The sequence below is a fragment of the Streptomyces sp. NPDC041784 genome, from assembly GCF_055591025.1.
In genome coordinates this window covers 52,329-67,288 of sequence record NZ_JBVJAB010000005.1, presented here as the reverse complement: position 1 = coordinate 67,288, position 14,960 = coordinate 52,329, and the positions used below count along the sequence as shown (strand labels likewise).

12 protein-coding genes are annotated in these 14,960 nt (G+C 73.0%); 10 read left to right on the top strand and 2 right to left on the bottom strand.

Features of this window, described 5'->3' with window-relative positions:
- Positions 1–365 precede the first annotated feature (365 nt).
- The 4 genes from hutU to hutI all read left to right on the top strand — a co-directional run bounded on the left by hutU (position 366) and on the right by hutI (position 5,876).
- Positions 366–2,030 (top strand): urocanate hydratase, encoded by a 1,665-nt coding sequence (hutU, locus tag ACZ6D7_RS12535; RefSeq protein WP_469488203.1) that lies wholly within the window; start codon positions 366–368, stop codon positions 2,028–2,030.
- Between the two features lie 71 nt (positions 2,031–2,101).
- Entirely contained in the window at positions 2,102–3,304 is a 1,203-nt protein-coding gene (locus ACZ6D7_RS12530) for an allantoate amidohydrolase (RefSeq protein WP_469489385.1), read from the top strand.
- Complete coding sequence (locus ACZ6D7_RS12525; protein WP_469488200.1) at positions 3,301–4,650, top strand: formimidoylglutamate deiminase; 1,350 nt, start codon at positions 3,301–3,303, stop codon at positions 4,648–4,650. Before ACZ6D7_RS12530 ends, ACZ6D7_RS12525 begins: the two co-directional genes overlap by 4 nt.
- Before the next feature lie 20 nt (positions 4,651–4,670).
- A complete protein-coding gene (gene hutI / locus ACZ6D7_RS12520; protein WP_469488196.1) occupies positions 4,671–5,876 on the top strand; it encodes an imidazolonepropionase in 1,206 nt (401 codons plus the stop codon).
- A gap of 67 nt (positions 5,877–5,943) precedes the next feature.
- On the opposite strand, the gene ACZ6D7_RS12515 is transcribed toward hutI, so the two are convergent.
- Positions 5,944–7,575, bottom strand: coding sequence for a ricin-type beta-trefoil lectin domain protein (locus tag ACZ6D7_RS12515; RefSeq protein WP_469488193.1), 1,632 nt, complete (start codon positions 7,573–7,575; stop codon positions 5,944–5,946).
- A 192-nt stretch (positions 7,576–7,767) separates the two neighbouring features.
- Entirely contained in the window at positions 7,768–8,649 is an 882-nt protein-coding gene (locus ACZ6D7_RS12510) for an RNA polymerase sigma factor SigF (RefSeq protein WP_469488190.1), read from the bottom strand.
- Positions 8,650–8,919: 270 nt separating this feature from the next.
- Here ACZ6D7_RS12510 and ACZ6D7_RS12505 point away from each other — a divergent pair, with 270 nt between their 5' ends.
- The 6 genes from ACZ6D7_RS12505 (at position 8,920) to ACZ6D7_RS12480 (ending at position 14,911) form a co-directional block, all read left to right on the top strand.
- Positions 8,920–9,297, top strand: a complete 378-nt coding sequence (locus tag ACZ6D7_RS12505; RefSeq protein ID WP_469488187.1) for an STAS domain-containing protein — start codon at positions 8,920–8,922, stop codon at positions 9,295–9,297.
- A 233-nt stretch (positions 9,298–9,530) separates the two neighbouring features.
- Positions 9,531–10,025, top strand: coding sequence for an ATP-binding protein (locus tag ACZ6D7_RS12500; protein WP_469488182.1), 495 nt, complete (start codon positions 9,531–9,533; stop codon positions 10,023–10,025).
- A gap of 694 nt (positions 10,026–10,719) precedes the next feature.
- Entirely contained in the window at positions 10,720–11,433 is a 714-nt protein-coding gene (locus ACZ6D7_RS12495; protein ID WP_469488179.1) for an LPXTG cell wall anchor domain-containing protein, read from the top strand.
- 66 nt (positions 11,434–11,499) lie between these two features.
- Positions 11,500–12,321 carry a COG1470 family protein gene (locus tag ACZ6D7_RS12490; RefSeq protein WP_469488176.1) on the top strand — a complete coding sequence of 274 codons (822 nt, stop codon included), beginning with the start codon at positions 11,500–11,502 and terminating at the stop codon, positions 12,319–12,321.
- Positions 12,318–13,544 carry a hypothetical protein gene (locus ACZ6D7_RS12485; RefSeq protein ID WP_469488171.1) on the top strand — a complete coding sequence of 409 codons (1,227 nt, stop codon included), beginning with the start codon at positions 12,318–12,320 and terminating at the stop codon, positions 13,542–13,544. Before ACZ6D7_RS12490 ends, ACZ6D7_RS12485 begins: the two co-directional genes overlap by 4 nt.
- Before the next feature lie 77 nt (positions 13,545–13,621).
- Entirely contained in the window at positions 13,622–14,911 is a 1,290-nt protein-coding gene (locus ACZ6D7_RS12480; RefSeq protein WP_469489381.1) for a hypothetical protein, read from the top strand.
- Positions 14,912–14,960: the final 49 nt, after the last annotated feature.

The window sequence follows — 14,960 nt, the reverse complement described above, 5'->3', positions numbered from 1 at the left end:
CTACGCAACGTGTGCGCGAGGGGTGAGTCTTCTGGCATTTTCCGGCGGAACATGCGCCGAGTGGCTAGGGTGGGTCAACTCGCGCCGTTTTCGGGCTCGTTCGTCACGCCTGTCCCCCTGTTGAACACCCTCCCCACCGGCGCGCGTCAAGGGCGTGCGGGCCCTGGAGGGGTGGTGAACGCAGCGCCGCGCGCCCCCCTCGTGCTCCCAGAGCCCCTCTCGCGCCCCCCTTTCTCCACCCCCGTCTTCGTTCCGCCTTCTCCATGTCGCGGCCGGGTGTATTGACTAGCTCTATTCATCGAGCGAGGATGTGAATAACGACAGCAATTATCCGCCGGGATCACCCATCCGCAAGGAGGCCGACCATGTCAGGACCCCGCCCCGTACGAGCGCCGCGCGGTACGGAACTGAGCGCCCTGGGATGGCAGCAGGAAGCCGCCCTGCGGATGCTGCAGAACAACCTCGACCCCGAGGTCGCCGAACACCCCGACAAGCTCGTCGTCTACGGCGGCACCGGCAAGGCCGCCCGCGACTGGCGCTCCTTCGACGCGATGGTCCGCACGCTCAGGACGCTGAAGCAGGACGAGACCATGCTCGTCCAGTCCGGCCGCCCGGTCGGCGTCATGCAGACCCACGAGTGGGCCCCGCGCGTCCTCATCGCCAACTCCAACCTCGTCGGCGACTGGGCCAACTGGGAGGAGTTCCGCCGCCTGGAGGCCCTCGGCCTGACCATGTACGGCCAGATGACCGCCGGCTCCTGGATCTACATCGGCACCCAGGGCATCCTCCAGGGCACCTACGAGACGTTCTCCGCCGTCGCCGCGAAGAAGTTCGGCGGCACCCTCGCCGGGACCATCACCCTCACCGCCGGCCTCGGCGGCATGGGCGGCGCCCAGCCCCTCGCCGTGACCATGAACGACGGCGTCGCGATCTGCATCGACTGCGACCCGCGCGCCATCGAGCGCCGCATCGAGCACCGCTACCTCGACGTCAGGGCCGACTCCCTCGACCACGCGCTCCAACTGGCGGTGGAAGCCCGTGACGCCCGCCGCCCGCTCTCGATCGGCGTCCTCGGCAACGCCGCCGAGCTGGTCCCCCAGCTGCTCGCGATGGGCGCGCCCATCGACATCGTCACCGACCAGACCTCCGCCCACGACCCGCTGGCCTACCTGCCCACCGGGATCGCCTTCGAGGACATGGCCGAGGCCGCCGCGAAGGACCCGGCCGGCTTCACCACCCGGGCCCGCGAGTCCATGGCCAAGCACGTCGAGGCGATGGTCGGCTTCCTGGACGCCGGCGCCGAGGTCTTCGACTACGGCAACTCCATCCGCGGCGAGGCCCAGCTCGCCGGGTACGACCGGGCGTTCGCCTTCCCCGGGTTCGTCCCCGCCTACATCCGCCCGCTCTTCTGCGAGGGCAAGGGCCCCTTCCGCTGGGCGGCCCTGTCCGGCGACCCCGCGGACATCGCCAAGACCGACAAGGCGATCCTCGACCTCTTCCCGGAGAACGAGTCCCTGGCCCGCTGGATCAAGCTCGCCGGCGAGCGCGTCCACTTCCAGGGCCTGCCCGCGCGCATCTGCTGGCTCGGCTACGGCGAGCGCGACAAGGCCGGAGAGCGGTTCAACGACATGGTGGCGAGCGGCGAGCTGGCGGCACCGCTGGCCATCGGCCGCGACCACCTCGACTGCGGTTCCGTCGCCTCCCCCTACCGCGAGACCGAGGCCATGCTCGACGGGTCCGACGCGATCGCCGACTGGCCGCTGCTGAACGCGATGGTCAACGTGGCCTCGGGGGCGTCCTGGGTGTCCCTCCACCACGGGGGCGGTGTCGGCATGGGGCGGTCCATCCACGCCGGCCAGGTGACGGTCGCCGACGGCACCAAGCTGGGCGGCGAGAAGATCCGGCGGGTGCTGACGAACGACCCCGGGATGGGCGTCATCCGGCACGTGGACGCGGGGTACGACATCGCGGAGTCGGTCGCCGACGAGCGGGGTGTGCGGGTGCCGATGCGCGAGGGTGACGACGCGTGACCCTGCCGGAAACCGAGCGAGCCGGCCACCGTCCGGCGACGGCCGGTGCGCGCGGTGGCTCGTTCCACTCCATGTGGCGCGAGCTGCTCCCCATCGGCCGTCACCCCGACTCCCGTGGCTACCGGCGCTACGCCTGGACCGCCGCCGACACCGACTGCCGCGCCTGGTTCAAGGAGCAGGCCGAGACGCGGGGGCTGGCGTACGAGGTCGACCGCAACGGCAACCAGTGGGCCTGGCTCGGGGACCCCACCGCCGGGGACGCCGTCGTCACGGGGTCGCATCTCGACTCCGTGCCCGACGGCGGGGCCTTCGACGGTCCCCTCGGCGTCGTGTCCTCCTTCGCCGCGCTCGATGAACTCCGGGCACGCCGGGTCACGTTCACCAAGCCCCTCGCGCTCGTCAACTTCGGTGACGAGGAGGGCGCCCGCTTCGGCCTGGCCTGCGTCGGCTCCCGGCTCACCGCGGGGCAGCTCACCGTCGAGCAGGCGCACCAGCTGACCGACGGCGACGGGATCACCCTCCCGAGGGCCATGGAGGCCGCCGGGTACGACCCCGACGCCATCGGGGCCGACCCGGAGCGGCTGGCCCGCATCGGCGCCTTCGTCGAACTGCACGTCGAGCAGGGCCGTGCACTGGACCTGTCCGGCGACCGGGTCGGCATCGCCAGCGCCATCTGGCCGCACGGCCGCTGGCGGTTCGACTTCCGGGGCGAGGCCAACCACGCGGGGACGACACGGCTCGTCGACCGCCGCGACCCGATGCTGTCGTACGCCGAGACCGTGCTCGCCGCCCGCCGCGAGGCCGAACTCGCCGGTGCCGTCGCCACCTTCGGCAAGATCTCCGTCGAGCCGAACGGGGTCAACGCCATCCCCTCCCTGGTGCGCGGCTGGCTCGACTCCCGCGCCGAGGACCAGGCCACCCTCGACACCGTCGTCGGCGGCATCGAGCGGGCGGCCCGCGCGTACGCCGACGCCCACGGCATCGGCCTCGACGTGGTCCGGGAGTCCTTCACACCGGTCGTCGAGTTCGACCACGCCCTGCGCGACGAACTCGCCCGCATCCTGGGCAAGGACACCGACCTCAAGGTCCCCGTCCTGGGCACCGGCGCCGGACACGACGCCGGAATCCTCTCCGGACGCATCCCGACCGCCATGCTGTTCGTGCGCAACCCCACGGGCGTCTCGCACTCCCCGGCCGAGTTCGCCGCCGAGGACGACTGCGTGGCCGGAGTGCACGCCCTCGCCGACGTACTGGAAGGACTGGCCTGCACGTGACCCCCACGCAGCGGACGCGGACCTACTGGCTGGAGCACGCCTGGCTCGGCACCCACGTCGAGCCGGGCGTCGCCGTCGAGATCGCGGACGGCCGCATCACCGCCGTCCGCGAGGACGTCCCCACCCCGCCCCCGGGCGCCGAGATCCTCCGCGGACTGACGCTCCCGGGCCTGGCCAACGCCCACTCGCACGCCTTCCACCGCGCCCTGCGCGGCACCGTCCAGGTCGGCTCCGGCACCTTCTGGACCTGGCGCGAGGTCATGTACTCCTTCGCCGACCGGCTCACGCCGGACAGCTATCACGCCCTCGCGCGGGCCGTGTACGCCGAGATGGCCCTGGCCGGTGTCACGAGCGTCGGCGAGTTCCACTACGTGCACCACGCCCCCGGCGGCACCCCCTACGCCGATCCCAACGCGATGGGCGAGGCCCTCGTCGCGGCCGCCGCCGACGCCGGTGTCCGGATCTCCCTCCTCGACACCGCCTACCTCTCCTCCGGCTTCGGACAGCCGCCCAACCCCCACCAGCTGCGCTTCTCCGACGGCAGCGCGGACGCCTGGGCCGAACGCTGTTCAGTTCTCAAGGACCGGGATCACGTGCGGATCGGGGCGGCGATCCACTCCGTACGGGCGGTGCCCGCCGACCAGTTGGCGACCGTCGCCCGATGGGCCGAGGAGCGGCGGGCCCCGCTCCATGTGCACCTGTCCGAGCAGACGGCCGAGAACGACGCCTGCCGGGAAGCGCACGGGTGCACGCCCACGCAACTCCTCGCCGAACACGGGGTGCTGGGGCCGCGCACCACGGGCGTCCACAACACGCATCTCACGGACGAGGACATCGCGCTGATCGGCGGCAGCGGGACGGGCACCTGCATGTGCCCGACGACCGAGCGGGACCTGGCGGACGGCATCGGCCCCGCGGTCGCCCTGCAGAAGCAGGGCTCCCCGCTCTCCCTCGGCTCCGACAGCCACGCCGTCATCGACCTGCTCGAAGAGGCGCGCGCGATGGAGCTGAACGAGCGCCTGCGCACCCGCACCCGCGGCCACTGGACCGCCGCCGCCCTGCTGCGCGCCGCCTCCGCCGACGGCCACGCCGCCCTCGGCTGGGAGGAGGCGGGCACCATCGAGGCCGGCGCGCTCGCCGACCTCACGACGATCGCCCTCGACTCGGTCAGAACAGCGGGGCCGGTGCCCAGGCTCGGCGCCGAGACGGCCGTATTCGCGGCGAGCGCGGCGGACGTACGGCACACGGTCGTCGGAGGGCGGCACGTCGTACGCGACGGCGCGCACACACTCGTACCCGATGCGCCGCAAGCCCTCGCGCGGGCAGTCGAAGCCCTCCGCGCCTGACGACCACCGACGAGGACGCCATGAGCAGCACCAGCAGCACGAACAGCAGCACCAACGGCACCACCGTCATCACCAACATCGCCACACTGGTCACCAACGACCCCTCCCTCGGTGACGGTTCTCCCCTCGGTGTGATCCAGGACGCGGCCGTCGTCATCGACGGCGACCGCGTCGCGTGGACCGGTGAATCAAGCAAAGCACCCGCCACTGACAACCGGGTCGACGCCCGGGGCGGGGCGGTGCTGCCGGGCTTCGTCGACTCCCACTCCCACCTCGTCTTCGCGGGGGACCGGACGCAGGAGTTCAACGCCCGCATGTCGGGGCGCTCCTACACGGCGGGCGGCATCCGTACGACGGTCGCCGCCACCCGCGCGGCGAGCGACGAGGCCCTCGAGGCGAACCTCACCCACTACCTCTCCGAGGCCCTCCGCCAGGGCACCACCACCTTCGAGACCAAGTCCGGCTACGGCCTCACGGTCGCCGACGAGGCCCGCGCCCTGCGGCTGGCCGCCGCCCACACCGACGAGGTCACCTACCTCGGCGCCCACATCGTCTCCCCCGACTTCGCCGACGACCCGGCCGCGTACGTCGCCCTGGTCACCGGCGAGATGCTCGACGCCTGCGCGCCGTACGCCCGCTGGATCGACGTCTTCTGCGAGAAGGGCGCCTTCGACGGCGACCAGGCCCGGGCGATCCTCACGGCCGGCAAGGCCAAGGGCCTGCACCCCCGCATCCACGCCAACCAGCTCTCCTACGGCCCCGGCGTCCAGCTGGCCGTCGAACTGGACGCGGCCAGCGCCGACCACTGCACCCACCTCACGGACGCGGACGTGGACGCCCTGGCGAGCGGCGACACCGTCGCCACGCTGCTGCCCGGCGCCGAGTTCTCCACCCGCGCCGAGTGGCCGGACGCGCGCAGGCTGCTGGACGCGGGCGTTACCGTCGCCCTCTCCACCGACTGCAACCCCGGCTCGTCCTTCACCTCCTCCGTCCCCTTCTGCATCGCCCTCGCGGTGCGGGACATGGGGATGACCCCGGACGAGGCGGTCTGGTCGGCGACGGCGGGCGGCGCGGCGGCCCTGCGCCGCACCGACATCGGCCGCCTCACCCCGGGCGCCCGGGCCGACCTGACCCTCCTGGACGCCCCGAGCCATGTCCACCTGGCCTACCGCCCGGGCGTACCGCTCGTCTCGCAGGTGTGGCGCCGGGGCGTACGGGTGATCTGACGGGCGCGGTCCCCGCTCGGGATCCTCGGGATCCTCGGGATCCTCGGGATCCTCGGGATCCTCGGGATCAGACCGCTCCCGCCCGCCACACCTGCACCCGGCTCCCGTCCAGCGGCTCCAGGGTCACGCCGCCGTCCGCCTGCTCCGTCACGCCCGTCGCGATGGCGATCGCCGGGCGGATGGTGCCGTCGGGGTCGACGGTGAACCTCAGGTTCTCCCCGTTGCGGCCCTCCACCGACGCGCAACTCCAGACGCCCACGCCGTTGTCGACGGAGCCCCGGCTGTCGAGGCAGAAGTCGGGATCGGCGTACGACTGGAGCACGCCGCGGTCCGCGTCCACCCGCCACCGCTGGCTCGGCGACGCCGTGCACGGCACCGTCATGACGTCGGTGCCGTTGTCGAAGTCGCCCGCCACCTCCAGGCAGCGGCCGGTGGCGACGTTCACGACCTGGGCGTACGTCGCGCCGGGCGCGCGGGTCGGGGAGGGGGTCGGGGTCGGTTTCGGCCGCGGGGGCGCGCTCGTGCGGGACGGGGAGGGACTCGGGCTGGCAGAAGGGGAGGGGGAGGGGGAGGCAGAGGGGGTCGCCGAGACCGTCGCCGTCGTCGTGACCGTCACCGCGGGAGCCGTCGACGGGACCGCGACGACCGCCCCCGCCGGGTTTTCCGTGCCGTCCGAGGACGACACCAGCAGGACCAGCAGCGGGACGAGCACCACCCCCGCGACCCCCGCCGCCCCCAGCACCAGCCGGCGCCGGTGCGGGGCCCGCGCGGTCGCCGGTGCCGCCGCCGGCCCCGTAGGTTCGCGCTCCTCCCGCACGTACGCCGTGCCGCCCCAGGGCAGCAGCCCCTCCGCCAGAGCCGTGCGCGGGGTGTCCCGCAGGGCGCGCTGCTCCTCGTAGGCCGTCGCGCAGTGCGGGCAGTGCGACCGGTGGGCCTCCAGGTCGGGGCTGTGCCGGGCGCCCTGCGCGCGGACCGACTCCTCGATCAGTCGGCGGAAGTCCCCGCAGCGCGGGTCGTCGGAGGCGGCGAGCCGCAGCCGCAGGCAGGCCTGGGCCAGGGAGTGGAGGGCGCCGGGGATGCCGTAGGTGACGTCCTCGGGGGTCAGGCCGAGGAGGACGGCGGTCCGGCCCGGGCGTTCCCGCTCGACGACGCCGTACCAGATCAGGCCCTGCGCGCGGGAGGGGAGGGAGCGGAAGGCGGGGAGGAGGGGAGGGAGCGGGCCGTCCGGCGCCGGGGCGGTGTTGAGGACGAGGAGCAGGCCCGGGTCGAGGCCGCCCGCCCGGTCGTCCCTGGCCCAGTCCGCCGCCACCCGGCCGACCTGGAGGAGGAGGTGGTGCCGCCAGGCGCCGCCGGGTTCGCCGCCGCGTGCTGTCCGTCTGGCCGCGAGGGTGAACGCCTCCGCCGCGAGGCGGCGTGCCGCCGATTCACCGGTCGTGCACCGGCGGGCGTGGGCCAGGACGGAGGACTCGTGCCGTCGGCGCAGTGCGCGCAGCGCCGGGTACGCGGTGGCGGGGGCGGCCCGCAGCAGCTCGGTCAGCCGGGCGTCGGAGTCGGCGGTGTCGCCGGTGCCGCCTGAGCCACCGGAGTCGTTGGAGCTGCTCGAGTCACCGGTGCCGCCGAGGTGCCCGCCGTACGTGTCGTAGCCGTCATGGCCGTCATGGCCGTCATGGCCGTGATGGCCGTCATCGGCACGGACCACGGATCCGCCTCCTCGCCGTTGCTGACGTACTGGTCAGTCTGGGGTGCAGGTGACCCTAGTGGCGAGAGGGGTGACGTGGGGAGGTTTCCGGGGGTAACGGAACCGGCCAAGGGGAAGCCTCCTGAGGGTCTCCGAGTGTTTCGGGGATTCCGAGTGCCTCGCGGCTCCCGGGGGCCCTCAGGAGGCGTTCCCTCACTCCTCGACCGTCAGGCCCTTCCGCAGTTGGCCCAGGGTTCGGGAGAGCAGGCGCGAGACGTGCATCTGGGAGATGCCGAGTTCCTCGCCGATCTCCGACTGGGTCAGGCCCGCGACGAAGCGGAGGGAGAGGATCTGGCGGTCGCGGGGCGGGAGTTCGGCGATCATCGGCTTCAACGACTCGATGTACTCGATGCCTTCGAGTCCGTGGTCCTCGTAGCCGATGCGGTCGGCGAGGGCGCCCTCCGCGTCGTCCTCCTCCGGCTGCGCGTCCAGGGAGGAGGCGGTGTAGGCGTTCGACGCCGCCATGCCCTCCACGACCTCGTCGGTGGTGCGGCCGAGGCGCTCCGCCAGTTCCGCGACGGTGGGGGCGCGGTCCAGCTTCTGGGCCAGTTCGTCGCCCGCCTTGGCCAGGTCGAGCCGCAGCTCCTGGAGCCGGCGCGGGACGCGGACCGACCACGACGTGTCGCGGAAGAAACGTTTGATCTCGCCGATGATGGTCGGCATCGCGAAGGTGGGGAACTCGACGCCACGGGACAGCTCGAAGCGGTCGATCGCCTTGATCAGGCCGATCGTGCCGACCTGGACGATGTCCTCCATCGGCTCGCTGCGCGAGCGGAAGCGGGCGGCGGCGAACTTGACCAGTGCGAGGTTCAGCTCGACGAGCGTGTTGCGGACGTACGAGTACGCGTGCGTGCCTTCTTCGAGGGACTCCAGCCGCTCGAACAGGGTCTTCGAGAGCGCCCGCGCGTCGACGGCGCCGATCTCGTCGTACGGAGGGATCTCGGGGAGCTCCGCGATGGGATCCAGATGTTCCTGTTCCGGTGGGGGTGTCGACGTCGCCGTCCGGGTATGCGATGCGTCGAGCCGGGGTGACATGATGACCTCCATCGTTCTCGGCATATGGCTGCCGAAGCCAGTGAGCGCACTACGGAGTGCGGCGCCTCCAAAGCCGGCCGTGTCGGGTGTGTTCCTCTAGCCCTACCCGCTTTACCGAATCGATCGCAAGTGCGTTTTGTTCGGTTATGTCCGTTTGTGGATGGTTGTTCGGGTGTTGGAGCACGTGACGAAGGCGTAGTGTTCGAGGGCATCGGCACGCCGTACGGTGAGCAGTTCCACAAGCAGTGAGCGAACCCGGGAGAGACACGCATGGACCGCGGGACGGTCGGCAGCGCACAGTCGGGCCGGCTTCTGGTCGAGGTGCGGCAAGAGGGCTCCAGCGCCGTCGTGACCCCGGCGGGTGAGTTGGATCACCACACCGCCGATCTGCTGCGTGACCCGCTCGAGGACTGCCTCGCCGAGGGGCTCAGCCGCCTGGTCGTCGACTGTTCGCGACTGGAATTCTGTGACTCCACGGGGCTCAACGTCCTGCTCGGCGCCCGCCTGAAGGCGGAGGCGGCCGGGGGCGGGGTCCATCTGGCGGGGATGCAGCCCGTGGTGGCCCGGGTCTTCGAGATCACCGGTGCGGACGCGGTCTTCACCGTGCACGACTCGCTCGACGCGGCGCTCGCCGACGAGGACGGCTGAGTTCCGACGCCCCCGCCGCGCGGATGTTCGTCGCCGCCGCGAAGAAGAGGGGTGTTCCGTCCGATCTCTCGGGCAGGAGACATCCTGAACATGTCGGCGGCAAGAGCGGCGGCGAGGTTGGCGGAAACGCCGTTGATCCACGTATTGACTTCCAGGTAGTGACTTCCGAGTGATGACGTCTGAGAGATGACTTCTGAATCGTGCAGCTGGCGAATCGGTGAGGTGAAGCGCTGATGAGCACCACCCGGCCTTACTCGCCCGGCGACCGCGGTCCGGAGCAGGAGCCGGCGGCCGAGGGCGCTTCCGGGGCGTCGGCGGGCCGTCAGGTCCGTCGGCTGAGCTTCGACGGGGCGAGCGGGGTCGTTCCGCTCGCCCGCGACTTCGCCCGTCAGGCGCTGTACGCGTGGGGCTGGCTGCCCGCGGCCACCGCCGACCAGCGGGCGGCCGCCGAGGACGTGCTGCTCGTCGTCTCCGAGCTGGTCACCAACGCCTGCCTGCATGCGGAGGGCCCGGAGCAGATGGTTCTCGGCTGCGACCGGAAGGTGATCCGCGTCGAGGTCTCCGACCGCGGCACGGGCCAGCCGGCCCCCCGCACGCCCCATCGCGCCGGCCGCCCCGGCGGCCACGGCATGTTCATCGTCCAGCGCCTCTGCCTGGACTGGGGCGTCGTACGGACCCCCGGCGTAGCCGGCAAAACGGTCTGGGCGGAACTGGGCGCCCCGGCCTGAGGGTGGCCTGAGCCTGGCTCGGCCTGAGCGCGGCCTGGCCTGGGTCCGGCCTTAGCCCTGACCTGGGCCCTGACCGGGCGCGCCCTGAGCCTTTGCCGGCCTTGCGCCTGCCCTGCCGGCTTCGGCCTCGCGCCTGTTCCCCGGCCAGGCGGCCTCGTGCCTGACCCCTGGCTTCGGCCTCGTGCCTGACTCTTGGCCCGGCCTTGCGCCTGTCCTCCTGGTCTGGCCTCACGTCTGACCCGTGGCCTCGGCCTCGTGCCTGTCCTCTCCGCTTGGCCTCGGGCCTGACCCCGGCCGGGCCTTGAGTCTGATGCCCTGCCTCGGCTTCACGTTTGACCCCGGCTCTGCCTCGCGCCTCACTCCTGGCCCCGGCCTCGTGCGCCTCTCCGCTTGGCCTCGGGCCTGACCCCGGCCCGCCCTCGCGCCTGACGCCCGGCCTCAACCCGGTCCGCCCCCGGTTCACCCCACGCGCCCGCGACACCCCGCACCCCCGACCGGCCGCACCCCCGACACCCCCACCCCTCCCGCACCCCCGCATCTTTCGCATCCCCCCAACCCCCCGTTTTCCCCTCCCGGATCGTCACAACTCCGGCGTGTGCCTTCTCTTCCCTCCTCATCGTGCCGGGCGTACCTTGACGGCTCGATCTGATGCCCCGTCAGTACGGGCGGGGCGGTGGGAGTAAGGGGTCGGACCGTGTCGAACCGGAAGCGCACCGCCGCGCTCGCGACTGCCGCGGCCCTGGCCTGCTCGGCGGTCTGGATGGCCGCCCCGGTGGCCGTGGCCGAGGTCGTCGACGTCAACTACGCCTGCAAGACCCCCATCGGCGACAAGAGCGCCGTGTCGCCCATCGACATCAAGGGCGTCAAGAGCGGCAGCGGCTACAAGATCACCATGTCGTGGCAGAAAGGCGTCTCCTCCAGCCCCGTCGAACTCGGCAAGGGCTCGATGAACCCCAGCGCCACGATCAAGCTGGGCGGCGCGGACAGCGGGACGCTCGCCGTGACCGGTCCGGCCAACCAGGCCGCGATCCCCGAGAACACCCCCATCAAGATCAACGACCTGAGCGGCACGTACACCCCGAAGAAGACCGGCAAGGTCACCTTCACCGCCGGGGTCCTCACCATCAAGGCACTCGGTACGACCACCACCTGCACGCCCGCCAACAACCCCGGGCCGTCCCTCACCCTCGACGTGACGGCGGCCGGCGGTGGCGGATCCAGCACGGGCGGATCCAGCACGGGCGGCTCCTCATCCGGCGGCGCCACCGGCGGAGGCGGACTCCCGCAGACCGGCCCCGAGGACTCCGCGATCGCTCTGGGCACCCTCGGCGGCACGGTCCTGCTCCTGGGCGCGGCCGGGGCCCTCTGGCTGACCCGGCGCAACCAGCCCCGCAACCAGCCCCGCTGACGGCCCTCGACCGCCCCGACCGCCCCCGACCGCTCTCCCGACCGAGAAGCACCGCCGGAGCCGCCGATGCCGTACGCCGCCCGCGCCGCCCTGCTGCTGTCCTTGCCCCTGTCGCTGCCCCTGCTGCTGGGCGCCACGCCCGCCCCCGGCGGCTGGTCGGCCGTGCCCTCCGGCGGGGGACGCCCGGCGTTCTACGCGGAGGGCTTGCCCGGGGCCGTGCTTCAGGACACCGTCTCCGTGGTCAACCGGGGCACGCGGACGCTCACCGTGCGGCTGACCGGGACCGGCCTTCCCATGGCGTTCGCGAAGGCCGCCGTCGACGTCCCCGCGCGTACCCGCGCCGAGGTGCCGTTCACCGTGACCGTGCCGGGGGACGCGGGGCCCGGTGAGCGGGCCGGGGAGATCGTCGTACGGGAGTCCACGGGGCGGCGGGTCGCGGTGCCGCTGCTGGTGCGGGTCGGGGGCCCGCGGCTGCCCGCGCTGACCGTCGAGCACGTGGCCGTGCGCGGGGACCGGATCACGTACGAGCTGGTCAACCGAGGGACGACCGAGCTGGTGCCGAGGCTCGCGGTGCGCGCGGAGGGGGTGCTCGGCACCGTACTGGACCGGGCGCCGCGCGAGCTGCCCGTCCGGCTGCCCCCGGGCCGCCGGCTGGCGCTCGACGAACCGTGGCCCGACCGGCCGGCCCTGGACTCCGTGACCGTACGCCTGACGGTCACCGCGCCCGGCGCCGCACGGGCCACCGGCCGGACCTCGGCCCGGTTCGTGTCCCGGGAGGCCCTGGCGGCGGGGACGGCGGCGGGCGCGCTGGCGGCCGCGGCGGCCGTGGCGGTCGTACGACGGCGCGGGCGCGGGCGCGAGGCCGGATCGAGGGGAGCGGGGACGTGAGACGTACGCTGCGGATCGTGGTGCCGGCGCTGGTGGCGGCGCTGGCACTGGCCCTCCTCGTGCCGTCGGACGGCGGCGTGGCCTCGGCCGCCGGGAAACCCGTCGTCACCCTCTCCGACTCCCAGGCGGGCACCGGCGGTTCGGTCACCGTCAGCGGCAGCGGCTGGCCGGCGCGGACCCTGCTGATGGTGCTGGTCTGCGGGCGGGCGACACCCGCCCGGGGTGTGGTCGGCGGCACCAACTCCTGCGCCAACGCGGACGGCCGGGCCGTCACCACCGACGCCGACGGCCGCTTCAGCCGCCGCCTCCCCGTGGCCGATCCGCCCGTGCCGTGCCCGTGCGTGGTGCACGTGGCCACGGCGACCGGGGCGAAGGAGCAGGCCGACGCCGTGTTCCAGGTGGCCGGGCACCCGGTCGAACCGCTGCCCGAGGAGACGTCCGGCGGCCGGCTGTCCGTCCTCACCGACACCCGGCTGGAGGGGTCGAGCGGGCTGCTCACCTGGTTCGGTGCCCCGCCCGACCGCACGCTCGTGTTCACCGTCGGCAACGTCGGCACCGCCCCCGTCAAGAACCCCGTCTTCCAGGTCGGCACCGCCCACGGCGTGTTCGCCCCGCAGTGGGACGAGCGGCAGTGGCGCGGCACGATCGCCCCCGGCCGCAAGGCCCGGGTCGAACTGCCCGTCGAACTCGCCGCCGGTGCCCACGGCGACTACACCGTCTCCCTGAAGTACGGCGGGAAGGTCCTCGCCGAGCAGCCGTGGGGCGTGGGCCGCCCCTGGGGCGTGACCCTGTTCTGGATCCTGCTCTGTGTGGTCGTGCCCGCCGCGGTGTTCCGGGTCGGCATGGCGGTGGTGGACCGCGTACGGCCGCCGCGGGTGGGCCGGCCGGGCCGGACGGCCGGCGTCGCGCGCCCGCGCGCTCCCCGCCACGGCGCGCCCGGCCCCGGTGCTCCCCGCCTCCGCGCCCCCTGGCGCGGGACCACGGCCGCCCAGGACCCACCGCCCGCACCGACCCCGACCCTGCCCTGGTTCGTCCCGGACGCCGGTCCGGGCCCGGTGGAGGGCCGGCTCTCCGCACCGCACGACGACCGTCCGACGAGTCCCACCAGTCCGACGAGCCCGACGAGTTCCACAAGTCCTACGACTCCTACGACTCCTACGACTCCTACGACTCCTACGACTCCTACGACTCCCACGACTCCGACAGGGAAGGGAACCCAGTGAGCGAGAGCGAGAGCGAGAGAGCCGCACCGCCCGGGGCGGGACGGCGGAGAAGGGCCGCCGCGGCCGGCGCCGTCGTCCTGTTCGCGGGGGCCGCCGCCCTGCTGGGCGTGACCGCCGGGCCGGCCCAGGCCGCCGAGGTGTCCTACGCCACCAAGTGTGTCCCGCCCTCGGGCGTCGGACTGCCCGACGTCAACGGGACCACCAAGGTCGAGATCACCGCCCCGGCGACGGCGAAGGTCGGCGACACCGTCGACGTCGTCTGGAAGTTCACGCAGGCCGCGTCCAAGAATCCCGACATCATCGACCTGCCCGCGAACTCGGTGCAGCCGTCCGGCACCCTCAAGGCGGCCGGCGCGCAGACCGCGGACATCGCGATGCAGGGACCGCGCGAGAACCCGGCGATCCCCAAGGGCGGCGCGATGGTGCTGTCCGATATGAAGGGCACGCTGAAACTGACGGCGGCGGGCCAGGTGACGCTGACACCGGACGCGTACGTCGTCAACGCGCTGTCGACGGACACCAAGTGCGCGCCGACGGAGGCCGTCCAGCCGGCGGCGACCATCACGGTGACGGCGGGCGGCGGGAGTTCGGGGTCGTCCAGCCCGAGCACCTCACCCGACCCCTCGGGCTCCGACTCGGCCTCGCCGAGCCAGTCGTCGTCGCCGTCCACCTCGCCGTCGTCGAGCGCGTCCGACTCGGCCGGCCCCTCCGCGAGCGCGTCCGGCGGCGGCCAGACCGACTTCACCGGCCAGGTCGTGGACATCCCCTACACCTGCCAGTCGCCCATCGGCGAGAAGAAGGCGACCTCGCCGGTGCAGATCAACGCGAAGAAGGACGGCGGGAGCTACGGCCTCACCGTGCAGTTCAAGAAGTCGGTGATGGACAGCCCGATCGACATCCCGGCCGACTCGGTGAAGCCGACGATGCAGGTCGTGCTGGGCGGTTCGGACCAGGGCTCGGTGACGGTGACCGGCCCGACGAACGCGTCGGCGATCAAGTCGGGCGATCCGATCGAGATCCCCGACCTGACCGGCACCTACAAGCCGGGCGCGACCGGTGAGTCCACGCTCTCCCCGGGCGTGCTGACCATCGAGGCCCTCGGCACGACCACGACCTGCACCCCGGACAGCACGTCCGTCTCGCTCACCCTGGACACCGAGGAGCAGGCGAGCGGCGCGTCCGGCGGCGGTTCCTCCTCGTCGTCCGGCGGGAGCGCGTCCGGGAGTACGTCGACCAGTGGCGGCCTCGCCGAGACCGGCGCAGGCGACCACGGCACCCTGAAGGCCCTTGGCCTGGTGGCGGGCACGGCCGTCCTGCTGGGCGCGGCGGTGTTCACGTTCCTGCCGGGGCGGAGGCGGCTGCGCTGAAACGCCCGGAGGGCCACCCCGGCCGAAACCGGGGTGGCCCTCCACAGGA

Excerpts from the sequence above, each read along its gene's own strand:
- ACZ6D7_RS12500 (WP_469488182.1), top strand. The coding sequence starts at position 9,531 with ATGAGCACCACCCGGCCTTACTCGCCCGGCGACCGCGGTCCGGAGCAG.
- ACZ6D7_RS12530 (WP_469489385.1), top strand. The coding sequence starts at position 2,102 with ATGTGGCGCGAGCTGCTCCCCATCGGCCGTCACCCCGACTCCCGTGGC.
- hutU (WP_469488203.1), top strand. The coding sequence starts at position 366 with ATGTCAGGACCCCGCCCCGTACGAGCGCCGCGCGGTACGGAACTGAGC.
- hutI (WP_469488196.1), top strand. The coding sequence starts at position 4,671 with ATGAGCAGCACCAGCAGCACGAACAGCAGCACCAACGGCACCACCGTC.
- ACZ6D7_RS12490 (WP_469488176.1), top strand. The coding sequence starts at position 11,500 with ATGCCGTACGCCGCCCGCGCCGCCCTGCTGCTGTCCTTGCCCCTGTCG.
- ACZ6D7_RS12505 (WP_469488187.1), top strand. The coding sequence starts at position 8,920 with ATGGACCGCGGGACGGTCGGCAGCGCACAGTCGGGCCGGCTTCTGGTC.
- ACZ6D7_RS12510 (WP_469488190.1), bottom strand. The coding sequence starts at position 8,649 with ATGTCACCCCGGCTCGACGCATCGCATACCCGGACGGCGACGTCGACA.